15 protein-coding genes are annotated in these 16,533 nt (G+C 66.9%); 3 read left to right on the top strand and 12 right to left on the bottom strand.

The window, feature by feature from the left end:
* The first annotated feature begins 100 nt into the window (after window positions 1-100).
* The 3 genes from acnA (at window position 101) to CFE50_RS16905 (ending at window position 3,729) form a co-directional block, all read left to right on the top strand.
* On the top strand, window positions 101-2,800 hold the full coding sequence (acnA, locus tag CFE50_RS16915; protein WP_286735167.1) for an aconitate hydratase AcnA: 2,700 nt from the start codon (window positions 101-103) through the stop codon (window positions 2,798-2,800).
* Window positions 2,801-2,959: 159 nt separating this feature from the next.
* Entirely contained in the window at window positions 2,960-3,136 is a 177-nt protein-coding gene (locus CFE50_RS16910; RefSeq protein ID WP_286735164.1) for a YhfG family protein, read from the top strand.
* Window positions 3,133-3,729 carry a Fic/DOC family protein gene (locus tag CFE50_RS16905; protein WP_286735161.1) on the top strand — a complete coding sequence of 199 codons (597 nt, stop codon included), beginning with the start codon at window positions 3,133-3,135 and terminating at the stop codon, window positions 3,727-3,729. Before CFE50_RS16910 ends, CFE50_RS16905 begins: the two co-directional genes overlap by 4 nt.
* Window positions 3,730-3,735: 6 nt before the next feature.
* Here the strand turns inward: CFE50_RS16905 and CFE50_RS16900 are convergent, their stop codons facing one another.
* The 12 genes from CFE50_RS16900 to CFE50_RS16845 form a co-directional block, all read right to left on the bottom strand.
* Window positions 3,736-4,626, bottom strand: a complete 891-nt coding sequence (locus CFE50_RS16900; RefSeq protein WP_286735158.1) for a LysR family transcriptional regulator — start codon at window positions 4,624-4,626, stop codon at window positions 3,736-3,738.
* A 75-nt stretch (window positions 4,627-4,701) separates the two neighbouring features.
* Window positions 4,702-5,667 (bottom strand): ABC transporter substrate-binding protein, encoded by a 966-nt coding sequence (locus CFE50_RS16895; protein WP_502694710.1) that lies wholly within the window; start codon window positions 5,665-5,667, stop codon window positions 4,702-4,704.
* 84 nt (window positions 5,668-5,751) lie between these two features.
* Window positions 5,752-6,933 carry an acyl-CoA dehydrogenase family protein gene (locus CFE50_RS16890; RefSeq protein ID WP_286735152.1) on the bottom strand — a complete coding sequence of 394 codons (1,182 nt, stop codon included), beginning with the start codon at window positions 6,931-6,933 and terminating at the stop codon, window positions 5,752-5,754.
* A complete protein-coding gene (locus CFE50_RS16885; protein ID WP_286735149.1) occupies window positions 6,934-8,259 on the bottom strand; it encodes an LLM class flavin-dependent oxidoreductase in 1,326 nt (441 codons plus the stop codon).
* Window positions 8,256-9,203, bottom strand: coding sequence for an ABC transporter substrate-binding protein (locus CFE50_RS16880; protein WP_286735146.1), 948 nt, complete (start codon window positions 9,201-9,203; stop codon window positions 8,256-8,258). Before CFE50_RS16880 ends, CFE50_RS16885 begins: the two co-directional genes overlap by 4 nt.
* A gap of 70 nt (window positions 9,204-9,273) precedes the next feature.
* Complete coding sequence (locus CFE50_RS16875; RefSeq protein WP_286735143.1) at window positions 9,274-10,362, bottom strand: LLM class flavin-dependent oxidoreductase; 1,089 nt, start codon at window positions 10,360-10,362, stop codon at window positions 9,274-9,276.
* A gap of 645 nt (window positions 10,363-11,007) precedes the next feature.
* On the bottom strand, window positions 11,008-11,874 hold the full coding sequence (locus CFE50_RS16870; RefSeq protein ID WP_074584484.1) for an ABC transporter permease: 867 nt from the start codon (window positions 11,872-11,874) through the stop codon (window positions 11,008-11,010).
* Between the two features lie 15 nt (window positions 11,875-11,889).
* Window positions 11,890-12,771 carry an ABC transporter ATP-binding protein gene (locus CFE50_RS16865; protein ID WP_042137625.1) on the bottom strand — a complete coding sequence of 294 codons (882 nt, stop codon included), beginning with the start codon at window positions 12,769-12,771 and terminating at the stop codon, window positions 11,890-11,892.
* 14 nt (window positions 12,772-12,785) lie between these two features.
* Window positions 12,786-13,667, bottom strand: coding sequence for a TauD/TfdA dioxygenase family protein (locus CFE50_RS16860; protein WP_286735137.1), 882 nt, complete (start codon window positions 13,665-13,667; stop codon window positions 12,786-12,788).
* A 26-nt stretch (window positions 13,668-13,693) separates the two neighbouring features.
* The gene (locus CFE50_RS16855; protein WP_502694708.1) at window positions 13,694-14,704 is read right to left on the bottom strand and encodes an ABC transporter substrate-binding protein; all 1,011 of its coding nucleotides are present in this window, start codon (window positions 14,702-14,704) and stop codon (window positions 13,694-13,696) included.
* 163 nt (window positions 14,705-14,867) lie between these two features.
* Entirely contained in the window at window positions 14,868-15,551 is a 684-nt protein-coding gene (locus tag CFE50_RS16850) for a TerC family protein (RefSeq protein ID WP_108582022.1), read from the bottom strand.
* Window positions 15,552-15,713: 162 nt separating this feature from the next.
* The gene (locus CFE50_RS16845) at window positions 15,714-16,451 is read right to left on the bottom strand and encodes an ABC transporter substrate-binding protein (protein WP_241810030.1); all 738 of its coding nucleotides are present in this window, start codon (window positions 16,449-16,451) and stop codon (window positions 15,714-15,716) included.
* Window positions 16,452-16,533 lie beyond the last annotated feature (82 nt).

Here is a 16,533-nt window from a genome sequence, read left to right as displayed (position 1 = left end):
AGAAAAATCAGTCCGCCCAGCGCTGGTTCGGCTCTCTTTCACCTTTCGGGGCCCGAACGGCCAGCGGGCAACCGTCGAAACGTCGATAAGGAGACCCCTGATGCCAGCCCTGGACAGCCTCAACAGCCTCAAGACCCTGCAGGTGGGCGAGCGCACCTATCACTACTACAGCCTGCCCGATGCGGCCAAGACCCTGGGCAATCTCGACCAGCTGCCCAAGTCGCTCAAGGTGCTGCTGGAGAACCTGCTGCGCTGGGAAGACAATCAGACCGTCACCGGCGACGACCTCCAGGCCCTGGCCGACTGGACCAAGACCCGCTCCGCCGACCGCGAGATTCAGTACCGTCCCGCCCGTGTACTGATGCAGGACTTCACCGGCGTACCGGCGGTGGTCGACCTGGCCGCCATGCGCGAAGCCGTAGCCAAGGCCGGCGGCGATCCGCAGCGGATCAATCCGCTTTCCCCCGTCGACCTGGTGATCGACCACTCGGTGATGGTGGACCGCTACGCCAGCGAGAACGCCTATCACGAGAACGTCGAGATCGAGATGGAGCGCAATGGCGAGCGCTACGCCTTCCTGCGCTGGGGCCAGAACGCCTTCGACAACTTCCGCGTGGTGCCGCCGGGCACCGGCATCTGCCACCAGGTCAACCTGGAATACCTGGGCCGCAGCGTCTGGACCAAGGACGAGGACGGCCGCACCTATGCCTTCCCCGACACCCTGGTGGGTACCGACTCCCACACCACCATGATCAACGGCCTGGGCGTACTGGGCTGGGGCGTGGGCGGCATCGAGGCCGAGGCGGCCATGCTCGGCCAGCCGGTGTCCATGCTGATCCCCGAGGTGGTGGGCTTCAAGCTGACCGGCAAGCTGCGCGAGGGCATCACCGCCACCGACCTGGTGCTGACCGTGACCCAGATGCTGCGCAAGAAGGGTGTGGTGGGCAAGTTCGTCGAATTCTTCGGCGACGGCCTGGCCACTCTGCCCCTGGCCGACCGCGCCACCATTGGCAACATGGCCCCGGAATACGGCGCTACCTGCGGCTTCTTCCCGGTCGATCAGATCACCCTGGACTACCTGCGCCTGTCCGGGCGCCCCGAGGAAACCGTACAACTGGTGGAGGCCTACACCCAGGCCCAGGGCCTGTGGCGCAATCCCGGCGACGAGCCAGTGTTCACCGATGTGCTGGAACTGGACATGGGCGAAGTCCAGTCCAGCCTGGCCGGTCCCAAGCGGCCCCAGGATCGCGTGCTGCTCGGCGAGGTAGCCAAGACCTTTGGCGACTTCACTGCGCTGGCGCCGAAAAAGGCCGAGGCCGCCAAGGTCGGCAGCAGCGTCGAGGTGCAAGTGAATGGTGAGACCTTCCAGCTGGAAGACGGCGCCGTGGTCATCGCCGCCATCACCTCCTGTACCAACACCTCCAACCCCAGCGTCATGATGGCCGCCGGTCTGCTGGCGAAGAAGGCCGCCGAGAAGGGCCTGATGCGCAAGCCCTGGGTCAAGTCGTCCCTCGCCCCCGGCTCCAAGGTGGTGACCGACTACTACAACGCCGCCGGCCTCACGCCCTATCTCAACGACCTCGGCTTCGACCTGGTCGGCTATGGCTGCACCACCTGCATCGGCAACTCCGGTCCGCTGCTCGATCCCATCGAGAAAGCCATCCAGGACGCCGACCTCACCGTGGCCTCGGTGCTGTCCGGCAACCGCAACTTCGAAGGCCGGGTGCATCCGCTGGTCCGGACCAACTGGCTGGCGTCGCCGCCGCTGGTGGTGGCCTATGCCCTGGCCGGTAGCGTGAAGGTGGATCTGACCCAGGATCCGCTGGGCACCGGCAACGATGGCCAGCCGGTCTATCTGAAGGACGTCTGGCCCACCCAGCAGGAAGTGGCCGACGCCGTGCAGAAGCTCGATACCGCCATGTTCCACAAGCAGTACGGCGCCGTGTTCGACGGCGACGAGAAGTGGCAGGCGATCCAGGTGCCAGACGCCGAGACCTATGTCTGGGACGCCGATTCCACCTATATCCAGAATCCGCCGTTCTTCGAGGGCATCGCCGGCGATCCGCCGCGCATCGCCGACATCCACGACGCTCGCATCCTGGCGCTGCTGGGCGATTCGGTCACCACCGACCACATCTCCCCCGCCGGCAACATCAAGAAGGACAGCCCCGCCGGCCGCTACCTGGCCGAGCACGGCGTGGACTATGCCGACTTCAACTCCTATGGTTCACGCCGCGGCAACCACGAAGTCATGATGAGAGGCACCTTCGCCAATATCCGCATCAAGAACGAGATGCTCGGCGGCGAGGAAGGCGGCAATACCTTCCACGTGCCCACCGGTGAAAAGCTGTCGATCTACGACGCGGCCATGAAGTACGAGCTGGAAAACACCCCGCTGGTGATCATCGCCGGCAAGGAATACGGCACCGGCTCCTCCCGTGACTGGGCGGCCAAGGGCACCAACCTGCTGGGCGTGAAAGCCGTGGTCGCCGAGAGCTTCGAGCGTATCCACCGATCCAACCTGGTGGGCATGGGCGTGCTGCCGCTGCAGTTCAAGGACGGCGTGGACCGCAAGTCCCTGGGGCTGACCGGCAAGGAGAAGATCGCCGTGCTGGGCATCGACGGCGTCGAGTTGCGTCCGCGCATGCCGCTGACCCTGGAAGTCACCCGCGAGGACGGCAGCCGCGAAAGCGTGGAAGTGCTCTGCCGCATCGACACGCTCAACGAGGTGAGCTACTTCAAGGCCGGCGGCATCCTGCACTACGTGCTGCGGGAGTTCCTGGCCAAGCCGGCGGCTTGAGGTCACGCGCCCCGGTCGCGGCGACCGGGGCAACCTCGCACTTCCAGCATAAGCGTTCGCGCCATCTGGGCTTGAACAGCCGGGCTCCACCAAGATGTTCTGGCTGATTACGCACTGGCTTTCAGCTAAACTTGGAAGTGACCTGTGAGAGGTATGCTCATGCCCCAGCCCAATCTGGATAGGAAACGCCGCTACTTCGTACGCATGCGTCAGGCCAACTATGCAGCCAGCTTGAAACTGGAAGGCTTCGACCTGAAATCCGACGCCCCGGAAACCGTGGGGCAAGATAAGCAAGCCCTTCTTGCGCACTACCAACGTCTGAGCCAGGCGCAATGATCGATAAGTACGGAGCCGGCCAGGATCCGTACTGCTATCCCGGCACCACGACCTTACGCAACCTGCTCGACATCCGGGATGACGAGCTACTGGCGGCAGCCGAGCGTGATCTTTCTCGCCTCGCGGCCAGCAAGTTGACGTTCGAGTTACCGCCCTACGACCTTGACTATCTGTGCCAGTTGCATCGACTGCTGTTCCAGGACATTTACCCCTGGGCTGGCGAACTGCGCATCCTCGATATTGCAAAGGACAGCACCCGCTTCTGTACGGTGCATCGGCTGGTACCCGAGGCCAACAAGCTGTTTGCCAAACTGCAGGCGGAAAACTGGTTCGAAGGGCAATCTCGTGACGTCCTGATCGGGCTGAGCGCCGAGCTCTACGGCGATCTAAACATGGTGCACCCTTTCCGCGATGGCAACGGCCGTGCCCAGCGCCTGCTGTTTGAGCATCTCATCATCAATGCGGGCTACCAGATCGATTGGTCCCCGGTGGCGCGCGATGAATGGATAGCTGCCAACATCGCCGCCGTCCACTGCGACTACCGTGCATTGGACCAGATATTCGCTCGCTGCATAGGCTCCGCTATCGAGTGAGCGCCCTCAGCCCTCCAGCAAGCCTTGCGCACCTCGCCCAAACCCCTCGACCACTTCCTGCAACGCCCCGAGAAAGCGGGGATGGATCAGCCACAGCTGGATCTCTGGCTTGAAGTCTTTCAGCGGGATCGCCGCCAGGCGTTCGCGATGGGCGCTGCGGGCCAGCAGCGGCGCGGGGACGAGGCCCAGCCCCTGGCCGTCCGCCACCAGACCGAGCTGGAGTTCGGTGCCGTAGGTCTCCAGGTTGATGCGCAGCGCCTGGCCCTGCTCAGCCAGGGTGCGTTGCAGACTGGCGCGAAAACCGCAGCCGTCGGGATTGAGCACCCAGCCCTGGCCCTGGATGTCGGCCAGCCGCTGCGCCCTGCCCGGTACCTGGTCACGGGCACCGACCACCTGCAGGGGCATGGCGCCCAGGGGCCGGGCCTCGACGCCATCGGGAAATACCTTGTTGGCCGGAAACAGCACCAGGGCGCCGTCCAGCTCACCCTGCTCGATACGGTTGACCAGCACACTGCCCCAACCCGTCGCCACCTGGGTGCGCAGCTCCGGGTAGCGGGTGCGGATGTCTTTCACGGCCTCCAGCAACAGCGCATCGCCCAGGGTCTGGGGCACGCCCAGGCGCAGCAGCCCGGAGGGCGGCGCATCGCCCGCCACCCGCTCGCGCAGGGCGTCCATCTCGCGCAGGATGGCACGGCAATGCCCATAGACCTCCTGCCCCAGGCGGGTCGGCTTGAGCGGCTTGGTGTGGCGGTCGAGCAAGTCGACGCCGAGGTCCTGTTCGAGACTCTGCAGGCGGCGGGTGATGGCCGGCTGGGTGAGCCCCAGGGACAGGGCAGCGGCATTGAGGGAGCCGCTGCGGATCACCGCGACAAAGGCTTCGATATCGTCGGTCTTCATGAGGAGGCGTCTGACTTCCCGCTGCTGGACATGCGCCCCAAGCATAACGCACCGCCGTCTCTGCGGGCGTCGTGCTCAGCGTTGCGCGGTCTGCGCCGGGGGTTCCAAGTCTGCCTTAAAGCCGTCGTAGAACAGGCGACTGGCGTCATAGCCCTTGACCAGCCCTTCGCCGGCAAAGAAGTCGACGGTGCGTTGCGCCTGGGTGATGGCCGCAGGGGTCACCGGTCCGATAGCGGTGCGCGCCCGGCCGAACCAGGCCTGGGCGATGGCGGCGTCGGCACGGGTGCGCTCCGCCCAGGCGCTGGCGTAGCGCGCCGTGTGTTCGGGATCGGCATTGGCCCAGGTCCGGGCCTGCTGCAGTCGCCGGAGAAAATCGGCGATGGCCTGGTGCTTGGCTGTATCGTCCAGCGCCCCTTGGCTGGCGACCACGAAGCTCTGCGCCGGGATCAACCCCTCGGCGGTGGTGAGCACCCGGGCGCCATGCCATTGAGCCTGGGTGACATGGGGTTCCCAGGTGGCGATGGCGTCCACCGAGCCGCCTTCCAGGGCGTGGGAGGCGTCCAGGGCGTTGAGATAGCGGAAGCTCACCTGCTCGCGCGGCACACCCGCCCGGTCCAGGGCGGCGAGCGCCAGTTGCTGGCTCCAGGAGCCCTTCCAGATGGCCACCGTCTTGCCCTGCAGATCCGCCAGGTTGTGGATGCTGGAATCGCCGCGCACCAGCACCGCCACCCCCTCCAGGCTCTGGCGGCTGATGCCGACCACCCTGATCGGTGCGCCCAGGGCACCGAGGAACAGCGGCGGCGCATCGCCCAGCAGACCCAGGTCGAGGCTGCCGACATTGAGCGCCTCGGCCACCGGCGAGCCGGCGGTGAATTGCTTCCATTTCAGTTGATACGGCAGGTCGCTCAGGACGCCCGCGGCTTCCATCACGGTACGGGTGTTGTAGCTCTGGTCGCCCACCACCAGGGTGGTGGCCAGGGCCTGGGTAGCGGCCAGCAGCCCGAGGGTGAGGCCGGCGAGGGTCTTGCGCAGCATGGAAATTCCTATCAGACGTTCAGAGGCTCGTGAGTTGAGACAGACAAGGTCTTTTCAACGCCGGTTGGCCGACGCGCAGCAGACGTTGAGTCAGGTGTAGGCGAGAATCGCGGGATATTGGCCGTTGACCGCATAGCGGCCGACCTCCAGCACCTTGTAGGCCAGGGGGTCATGCAGGCTATGGGTGCGCACGTCGCGCCAGAAGCGATCCAGACCCAGGCGGTTGTGGGTGGCGCGGGCGCCGAGGGCATCGAACACCCGGGTGGTGACGTCCAGAGCGGTGCGCGCGGCCAGTACCTTGGCGCTGGCCACGGCGATGGCCGTCTCGCCACGCAATTCGGCGGTGAAGGCCTCATCGGCCTCCAGCAAGGCGTCGACCTGCCGCGCTGCCACGTCGGCCAGGGCCACGGCGCCCTGCAGGGCGATCCAGAGTTCGCCCACCTGGCTCAACACCAACTGATCCTCGGTGGCGGTGGCGGCCAGGGAATGCACCCAGGGCCGGGCTTCTTCCTGGAGATAGCGCCGCGCCTCGCGCAGGGCGCCCTGGGCGGCGCCCAGGTAGTACTGGGTGAAGGCCGACTGGTTGACCGGGGTGCGGATCACCGCGGCGAAGTCGCCCGCGTCTTCCAGGTCGCAGACCTGGACCTCCTCGGCGCTGGCCCAGACGTCATCGAGGGTGAAGCTGCCGCTGTCGCTGCGGGCTACGCCGAAGTGGTCCCAGTCGTCGGCATAGGCCAGTCCCGGCCGGTCCGCCGGCAGGGTGACCATCAGCCGCGCCCCGCTCTCTCGATCGCGGGCGCTGATGGTGAGCCGATCGGCAAAGGCGGCGCCGCTGCAGAATCCCTTGCGCCCGGTCAGGCGATAGCCGCCGTCAGCACTCGGCGTGGCGAGGATGTCGTCATCGCGTGGATTGACCACTCCGGCCAGCCACAGCCGGCCTTCGGCGATTTCCGCCAGCAGCCGATCGCGCCGCGGCTGCGGCTCGCGGCGCAGGTTCACGGTATTGAGCAGGTGATAGCCGAAGAGCAGGCCCACCGAGCCGTCGCCGGCGGCGATCTCGCGCAGCACGCGCATGGCCAGCGACCAGGGCTGGCCGGCACCCCCGAGCCGCACGGGTATGACCAGGTTGGTCAGGCCGCTGTCCTTGAGTCGTTGCAGCTGGGCGTCGGGACGAATGCGCTCGCGCTCGTCGGCCACCACCCGGGCGGCGAATTCCGCGACGATCTCGCGGGCCAGCGCCAGCCAGTCCTCGGCATCCTTGATCGTGCTCATCTAGTCCTCCAGGGGGCCGAGGCCCAGGTGATCTCTCAGGGTCGAGCCCTGGTACTGGCGCCGGAACAGCCCGCGACGCTGCAGGTGCGGCACCACGCTCTCGCTGAATTCGACGAAGGAACCCGGCAGATAGCCGGGGGAAATCACGAAGCCGTCGCAGCCGCCAGCTTCGAACAACTCGGCCAGCTGGTCGGCGATCTGGGCACCGGTACCCACCAGTTGCGGCACGCGGACGCTGGCGGCGTAGCTGCGCCCCAGTTCCGCCAGGGTGGTGCGCGGCCCCAGCGCCAGCAGCTTCTCGGCCGCGGCCGGCGGCAGGTCGCCGACCTCGGCCACCTCGCCCAGGGCGGTGTCCAGGGTGAAGCGCGACAGGTCGATGTTGAGCTGGGAGCAGAGGGTGATCAGCCCCACTTCCGGTTGCGCCAGGGCGTTGTGTCTTTCCTGCTTGGCGCGCGCCTCGGCTTCGCTGCCGCCGATGAAGGGCATGACCGAGGTGAGGATCTTGCAGCCGTCCGGCGAGCGCCCCTGCTCCAGCACCTGGCGGCGGACGTCGTCGCGAAAGGCGCGCATGGCGGCGAGATTGGGCTGGATGGTGAAGATGGCCTCGGCCCAGCGCGCGCCGAAGCGCCGGCCGCGACCACTGGAGCCGGCCTGGATCAGCACCGGGCGTCCCTGGGGACTGCGCGGGATATTGAGCGGGCCTTCCACGCGGAACCAGTCGCCCTGGTGATCCAGGGCGCGCACCTGCGCGGGGTCGGCCAGCACGCCGGCGGCCCGATCCAGGCGCAGCGCCTCGGGTCCCCAACTGCGCCAGAGCTTGACGGCCACCTCGACGAATTCGTCGGCGCGGTCGTAGCGCAGATCGTGCTCCAGGTGGCGCTCCTTGCCGAACAAGCGCCCCTCGCTGTCGTTCATCGAGGTGACGATGTTCCAGGCGGCGCGCCCGCGGGACAGGTGATCGAGGGTGGCGAAGGCGCGGGCGACGTGGGCCGGTTCATAGTAGGTGGTGGAGCGGGTGCAACCCAGGCCGAGGTGGCGGGTATGGGCCACCAGGTAGGACAGCAGCGGCAGCGGGTCGAGTCGGGTGGCGTCCTGCGCTCCCAGGCGTAGCGCGGTCTCCCGCGAGCCGCCGAGCTGGTCGCCCACGGCCAGGCGGTCGGCGAAGAACAGAAAGTCGAACAACCCCTCCTCCAGCGCCTTGGCCGCGCGGACGTAGTAGTCCGGGTCGAGGAAGTCGCCCTGGGTCTCGGGATGGCGCCAGACGGCGTGGCTATGGACGACGGGACCGGCCAGCAGGAAGCCGGCGAGGTGCAGTTGGCGACTCATCGGCTGGCCTCCCGGGGCGCTTGCAGATAGCGGTTGAAGCTCTGGTCATAGAGCGACTTGACGTCGTAGGGCTGTGGCAGCACCCCGGCCTTGACCAGGAAGTCGGCGGTCTTCTGACCGTCGCTGAGGGTCTGGGCGCTGATTGGCTCGACCCAGGTGGCATCGCGGCGGAACCAGCGTTCGGCGATGGCCGGATCGGAGTTGTTGCGCCTGGCCCAGGCCTGGGCATAGACGTCGACGTGGTCCCGCGCCCAGCTGCGCGCCCGCTGCAGGCGGGCGACGAAATCGCCGATGGCGGCGCGGTTCTCGTCCAGGTGCCCGGTGTTGGCCACCACATAGACCGGCGCCGGCATCAGGTCCTTGGCGGTGACCAGCACCCGTCCGCCCTGGCGTTCCACCATGCTGACGTAGGGCTCCCAGGTGGCGGTGGCGTCCAGGGTGCCCTGGCTCAGGGCGGCGACCGCCTCGGTGGGCATCAGGTAGCTGTAGCGCGGGGCGTCGCTGGGCAGGCCGGCCTGTTCCAGCGCCGAATAGACCAGTTGCTGACTCCAGGAGCCCTTCCAGATGGCCACGCGCTTGCCCGCCAGGTCCGCCACCGTCTTGATCGGCGAATCCTTGCCGACCACGATGGCCGTGCCGTCCGGGCGGTTGCGAGTCACGGCCACCACCTTGACCGGTCCACCGCGGGCGGCCAGGGCGATCACCGGGGTGTCGCCGACGATGCCCAGGTCGATGGAGCCGACGTTGAGCGCCTCCACCACCGGGCCCCCGGCGTTGAATCTCTTCCACTCGATCTGGTACGGCAAGTCTTTCAATTCTCCGGCCTGCTCCAGCAGGGTGCTGCTGTAGTAGAACTGGTCACCGATGGTGAGGGTGACCGCCTGGGCCAGGCTGGCGGAGGTGCCGGCCAGCAGGCCGGCGACGAATAGCAATCCCTTGATCACGAAGGCGTCTCCTCGAGGGTATCGGGAGCGCTCCGTGGGTACGGTCGCGCGGTGGGTTGATCAGAAAGTTTCAGCCGGTGCGACGAGCGCCGGCCAGGCGGGCGGCGACCTTTTCACGCGTAAGCGGGATCAGCTCGCGGCCGTATTCGACGGCGTCGTTGAGCGGATCGAAGCCACGGATCAGGAAGCTGTCGACGCCCAGGTCGTAGTAGTCCAGCAGGGCATCGGCCACCTGCTCGGCGGTGCCCACCAGGGCAGTAGAGTTGTGCCCACCGCCGACCAGGGCGGCGATGCCAGTCCAGAGCCGGCGATCCACGCGGTCGCCCAGGGCCACGGTATCGCGCAGGCGCTGGGCCCCGACCGCTTCCGGCTTGGCCGGATGCACGGCGCCTTCTGCGGCCAGGCGCGCCTTGGCCTGCTGGCGGATGGCCTCGGCCTTGGCCCAGGCGGCCTCCTCGGTGTCGCCGAGGATCACCCGGAAGGAGACATTGAACCTGGGGGTACGGCCGTGGCGCGCCGCCTCGGCGCGGACCGCGGCGATGGTCTCGCGGGTCTGGGCCAGGGATTCGCCCCAGAGTGCGAAGACATCGGCGTGCTTGCCGGCCACCCGCAGGGCGGCGGGCGAGGAGCCGCCGAAATACACCGGCAGGCTCGGCTGCTGCAGCGGCTTGATCGCGGAGAAGCCGTTCGCCACCCGGTAGTGCTCGCCCTCGTGATCGAAGGGCTGGATGCTGGTCCACTCCTGGCGCACCACGTCGAGGAATTCCTCGGTGCGGGCATAGCGCTGGTCGTGGTCGAGCCAGTCGCCGTCCTTGCGCTGCTCCCCGTCGCTGCCGCCGCTGATGATGTGTACCGCGAGGCGGCCGTCGAGCAGATGGTCGAGGGTCGCCAATTTGCGCGCCGCCAGGGTCGGGGCGACGAAACCGGGTCGGTGGGCCAGCAGGAACTTGAGCGTCTGCGTCGCCTGCCCCGCCAGGGCGGTCACCAGGAAGCCATCGGGTTGATCGGACCAGTAGCCCACCAGGATGCGATCGAAGCCGGCCTGCTCGTGGGCCTGGGCGAAGCGGGTGACATAGCCCTTGTCGAAGATGGGACCGGAGGGGGCGATGATCTCCGAAGTGAGGCGATGGCCGATCATGCCGAGGAATTGGACGCTCATGGTGGTGAATCCCGTGCGAAGTAAAGGGGACGCCTTCTTGGAAGGCGTTGGCTGGGGTTCACCTTAGGCAGGCAAGGCATAAGAAGGAAATTCCTTATGCGCATATCCTAATTCGAGTTTTATTTGCTGTGCGCATTTAAGGCAGCTAACGCAGAGCTTCCTAGCGCGACCTCGATGGCACTGTAGCGTGGCAAACGCCGCAGCCTTTTCCACTGCAGGATCGGGTGCAGGGTTGCCCTCACCCCAGTCCTATCCCAAGGGGAGAGGGGGTGGTCCGAGTAAGGGTTGAGCTCCGTAGCGTGGAAAACGGCACAGCCTTTTCCACTGGAGGACTTCGCTGCGGAGGGCGTCCTCACCCCAGCCCTCTCCCAGGGGGAAAGGGAGTGATCCGGGTAAGGGTTGAGCTCCGTAGCGTGGAAAACGGCGCAGCCTTTTCCACTGGAGGACTTCGCTGCGAAGGGCGCCTTCACCCCAGCCCTCTCCCAGGGAGAGAGGGGGTGGTCCGAGCGAGGGTTGAAGCGTCGCTGCCCGTGCAGATCCTGCGATTTGTTGAGCTTCGACGATAAGGCCGTCTCAACCCAACCTACGGTGCTGTTTCGTAGGTCGGGTTGAGCGCAGCGAAGCCCAACAAAACGGCGCCAGACCCTACCGCTGCATGCCCCACTTCTTAACCGTCAGCCGTTCCAGGGTGGCGAAGACCAGGCCTTCCACCAGCAGGCCGATGATGATCACCGCGGCCAGGCCGGCGAAGACGCGGTCGGTGTAGAGCTCGTTGCGATTCTGGAAGATGTACCAGCCCAGGCCGCCCTTGCCGCTGGAGGCACCGAACACCAGCTCGGCGGCGATCAGGGTGCGCCAGGCGAAGGCCCAGCCGATCTTCAGGCCCGAGACGATGGCCGGCAGCGCCGCCGGGATGAGGATCAGCCCGACGTACCTCAGGCCCTTGAGGCCATAGTTGCGCCCCGCCATGCGCAGGGTGTCGGAGACGCCGAGAAAGCCCGAATAGGTGTTGAGCGCCATGGGCCAGAGCACCGAATGCACCAGCACGAACACCAGGCTGTTCTCGCCGAGGCCGAACCAGAGCAGCGCCAGGGGCAGCAGGGCGATGGCCGGCAGCGGATTGAACATGGACGTCAGGGTGCCGAGCAGGTCGCGACCGAACTGGGTAGAGACGGCCAGGGCGCTCAGCGCCAGGGCCAGGACCACGCCCAGCAGATAGCCCTTGAGCAGCGTGCCGAGCGAAATGGCGACCTTGGCCGGCAACTCGCCGGTCACCAGGCCATCCCAGAAGGCGGCGGCGGTCTGCAGGAAGCTGGGCAGCAGCAGGTCGTTGCCCTGCCAGCGGGCGGCCACTTCCCAGGCCAGCATCAGGATCGCCAGGATCACCAGCTTGCGCAGCCAGGCCTGGCTCCACAGGCGCGTCGCCAGGGGCAGCTCGACCGCCAGTGGCAAGTCGTCGAGGGGCGCGAGGTCCCGTTGGTATTCGGCCCGCACCGGGGGCTGTCGAGTCATGGGTCTACCTCGAGGCTAATAGGAAATGCGGCCCTGGACGATGGCCTGCTGCAGGCGCAGGCGCTCGTCGGCGACCTCGGGTGGCAGCGTCTGGACGTCGTCGGGGAACAGCAGGTTGTGGATGCGCAGTGCGGTGCTCTGGAATTCGGCGCCGCCGAAGTCCTCGAGGCCGAACTGGTGGCAGTTGAGTTCCGCGCGGACCCGGCCCGGATGGGGCGACAAGAGCAGGATGCGATTGCCCACCACCAGCGCCTCTTCGATGGAATGGGTGACGAACAGCAGGGTGAAGCGCACCTCGTCCCAGAGCGCCAGCAATTCTTCCTGCATCTTGCGCCGGGTCAGGGCATCCAGGGCGGCGAAGGGTTCGTCCATCAGCAGGATCTTGGGCTGCATGGCAAGGGCCCGGGCGATGGCCACCCGCTGCTTCATGCCGCCGGAAAGATGATGCGGATAGGCATCGACGAAGCGCGCCAAGCCGACCTTGTCCAGGTAGTGCAGCGCCCGCTCGCGCGCCTCGCCACGACTGGCCTGGCGACTGGCGAGCAGCGGGAACATGGTGTTCTCCAGCACCGTCTTCCACGGCGGCAACTGGTCGAATTCCTGGAACACCACGATGCGATCCGGTCCCGGGCCCTTGATCGGCTGGCCATCCAGACGGATCTCGCCGTGCAGCGGCGGCAGAAAACCCGCCACCGACTTGAGCAGACTGGACTTGCCGCAGCCGGACGGGCCGAGCAGGACGAAACGATCGGCGCCATGCACCTCGAAGGACACCTGGTGGGTGGCCCGCACCCGACGCTCGCGGGTGCGGTATTCGAGGTCGAGATCCTGCACTTGCAGCAAGGGCTGGGTCTGCGCCAGGGTCAGGTGCGGACGGGAAGCGAGAGGAGCGTTCATGGTCGTCTCCTCCTTTAGAAGGGCGCATCGCCCTGGATGGTCGTGCGATACAGCTTGCGCCTCAGGTGATTGGGGCAGCCGGCCGCCAGGTGCAGCAGCGAGCGATTGTCCCAGAACACCAGGTCGTGGGGCTGCCACTGGTGGCGATAGAGGTGCTCGGGCTTGACGCTGTGGGCGTACAGCTCGGCCAGCAGCTCGCGACTCTCGTCTTCCGGCAGCCCGACGATATGGGTGGTGAAACCCTCGCTGACGAACAGCGCCTTGCGACCGTTCTCCGGATGGGTACGCACCACCGGATGCACCACCGCCTTGACCTCGGCCAGTTGCGCGGCGGTCAGGGTCGGCCGCCAGTTGCCCTCGAACTTGGGCTTGGCATAGGTGGCGGTGTAGGAATGCTCCGCCTGCAGGCCGTCGACCTGGCGCTTGAGCGCCGCCGGCAGGGTGTCGTAGGCCAGGTGCATATTGGCGAAGAGGGTATCGCCGCCCTCCTCCGGCAACTCCTGGGCATGCAGCATGGAACCCAGGCTCGGCAGTTCCTTGTAGGAGAGATCGGAGTGCCAGAACTTGCCGGCATCGCCCAGGCCGATCGGCTGACCGTCTTCGACGATGTTGGAGACGATGAGGATCTCCGGGTGGCCGGCCAGGTGGAATTGCTTGAGCACATGGATCTGCAATTCGCCGAAGCGGCGACTGCAGGCAATCTGCTCCTCGGGGGTGATGCGCTGGTCGCGGAACACCACCACATGGTGGTCCAGGTGGGCGCGATGGACACGGGCGAAGTCGTCGGCATTGAGCGGCTGGGCCAGATCGATGCCGAGGATCTCGGCCCCCAGGTTGCCGAAGGGACGGATCTCGAAAGTCTGGCCGGCGGCCGGACGGGGGGATGCGAGAGTCATTGGCGCTTTCTCCTTGGTGGTCCAGCTCAGCTGCCGGGACGCTCGTGGGCTTCGGGGAAGAAGTAGTCCTGCCAGGAGGCAGCCTGGTGTTTCAGCACGCCCAGCTCATGCAGCTTCTGGGCGTAGACGAAGGTGCGCTGGGGCTCGACGGTGAAGTCGATTTCCGGGTCTTCGGCGATGCGCTGCACCAGGGCCAGCGGCAGCTTGGAATGCTCGACGCGGATATAGGCCTCCGCGGCCGCGGCCTTGTTGGCGCGAATGAAGGCGGCGGTTTCCACCAGGGCGTCATAGAAGGCGCGGTAGGTCTTGGGATTCTCGTCGTGGAATTTCTCGGTGGTGTAGAGCACGTTGAAGGTGCCCGGTCCGCCGAGGACGTCGTAGCTGCTGAGGATGCGGTGGACCCGAGGATTCTCCAGCGCCTGGTACTGGAACGGCGGGCTGGAGAAGTGAGTGGTGATCTCCGCGCCGCCCGCCATCAGGGCGGCGCTGGCATCGGGGTGCGGCAGACTCACGCTGATGGCATCGAATTTCTTGAACTGGGCGTCGCTGAAGACCTTGGCGGTCTCGATCTGCAGGGTGCGCGACTGGAAGCCCACGCCCGCCGCCGGCACGGCGATGCGGTCCTGGTCGGTCAGGTCCTTGATCGACCTGACCTCGGCGCGATTGCTCAGCAGGTAGTTGGGCATGGCGCCCGGGGCGGCGATGGCCTTGACGTTCTGCCGTCCGCGGGTGCGATCCCAGACGGTCAGCATCGGCGGCACCCCGGCGGAGACCACGTCCAGCGAGCCGGCCAGCAGCGCCTCGTTCATGGCGGTGGCGCCGGAGATGCTGTTCCAGTCCACCTGGATGTCCAGGCCGGCGGCCTTGCCGTGCTTTTCGATCAGCTGCCGATCGCGCACCACGTCGAGGATCAGATAGCCGATGCCGAATTGCTGGGCGATGCTGATCCTGCCTTCGGCGGCAGCACCGCCTGCGAAGCCCAGGGCACCCACCACGGCGGCGAGTACCGCCAACCCCTTCCCTACCCTGCTCATCATCCCGCTCCGTGCCGACTGGCCATCCGAAAGCGTTATAGGCTAATGAGCTGTTATAACTTTTGGTAAAGACGGAATTTGACTAACGATATGCAGTGACGGCGCAGCTCAGGTGCGCCGTCACTTGGGAGCTGCCATGGAGCGGGTCCAGGGCAGCTGGCGAAGCTCAAGCCGTGACGGCGCGCCGCGCCAGCAACTGACCCACCGCCAGCACGAAGACCGCGCCGACCGCCCCTGCCACATAGGGTACCCAGTGCACATCGGCAAAGCCCAGCCAGCCCTGCAGCAGTTCGTCGCTGGCGATCAGCTTGCCGGCGATCCAGCCCAGCAGCGCCGCGCCGGCCACCACCAGCCAGCGAAACCTTTCCATGAGCTTCAGGATGAGCTGGCTGCCGAAGATGATGATGGGAATGCTGATGAGCACCCCGGCGATGGCCAGGCCCAGGTGCCCCTGGGCGGCGCCCGCCACGGCGATGACGTTGTCCAGGCTCATCACCACGTCGGCCACCATGATGATCCAGATGGCCTGGCCCAGGGTGGTACCGGCCTTGACGTTGGCCTCGTCCTCTTCGGGCATCAGCAACTTGATGCCGATCCACAGCAGCAGCACGCCTCCGACCACCTTGAGCAGCGGCCAGCCCAGCACATAGCTGGCGACGAACAGCAGCAGGATGCGCAGGATCACGGCGCCGGCGACACCGCCGAGAATGGCCTTGCGTCGTTGCGCATCCGGCAGACGCCGGCAGGCCAGGGCGATCACCACGGCGTTGTCGCCGCCGAGCAGGATATCGATGATGACGATCTGCAGGAGACCGGTGAGAAAGGCGGGATCGGACAGGGTGGCGAGCAAGATCGACCTCGAAGCTAAGGGTGCTGGGACAGGCATTGGGCAGCAGGAGCCGTCGATGATTTCATCGGGCCCCTGCCGCGGCGCCAAGAATAGCGCCCCAAGCTGTCATCCAGCCGACGAAACGGCGCCGCGGATCGATTCCGCCTGGCGCCGGGCGGCCCTTCAGCCGCCCGTCGAGGGCGCGCCGATCCGCACGTCGCCCTGCCCGCTGGCCGCCAGCGCGCGGCCGACCAGGCCGCTGCGCAGTTGCTCATCGAGAAAGTCCTGCACGAAGGCCGCTGCGGCGGCGCGCCCCTTAGGTACGGCCATGGCCTGGCGGATCTCGGTGAAACTGTCGGCCAGCACCCGGTAGCCCGGATGGGCGGCGGCATAGGCCTCCAGGGGTTGGCGCACCCCGGCGGCGGCGTCCAGGCGCTGATCAACGAACCAGTCGATGGCCGCCGGCGAGGTGGGCGCTCGCACCAGCTCCGCCTGGGTCAGGGTGCGACTGAGATAGAGGTCATAGGCCGCGCCCTGCCCCACGGCGATGCGGCGCCCGGCCTGGTCCAGCTCGGCCACGCCCTGGGCCGGATCCTCTGCGCGCAGCAGATAGGTGCCCTCGATGATGACATAGGGTTCGCTGAAGGCGATCTGCGCCGCGCGCACCGGTTCAATCGCGAGAAAGGCCAGGTCCCAGGCGTCGTCCTGCAGCGCGGCAAAGACCTTGCCGGCGGCGTCGTGGGTCGTGAACTGCACCGGCACGCCCAGGCGCTTGGCCAGCGCCCGAGCCAGGGCCACCGAGACCCCAGCCGGCTCGCCATCGGCGCCGCGTTGCGCCAGCACCGGATTGCCGTAGTTGATCGCGGTGCGAAGAACGCCCTGGGGGGCCAGTTCGGCCAATACCGCTGCGGATGGGCTCATGGAAGCTCCTTGGGAGGGGTCGATTGTCGGGATGCGGCTCGGGCTCGCCGCGGCCATCCGATACTGCCCGCTCGCGGCCGAT

Origin of the sequence: Pseudomonas sp. PGPPP4 (genome assembly GCF_002256045.1) — a bacterium.
Lineage (GTDB): Bacteria > Pseudomonadota > Gammaproteobacteria > Pseudomonadales > Pseudomonadaceae > Chryseomonas > Chryseomonas oryzihabitans.
The sequence above is the reverse complement of the archived record's forward strand: the minus strand, read 5'-3'. Positions and strand labels throughout refer to the sequence as shown.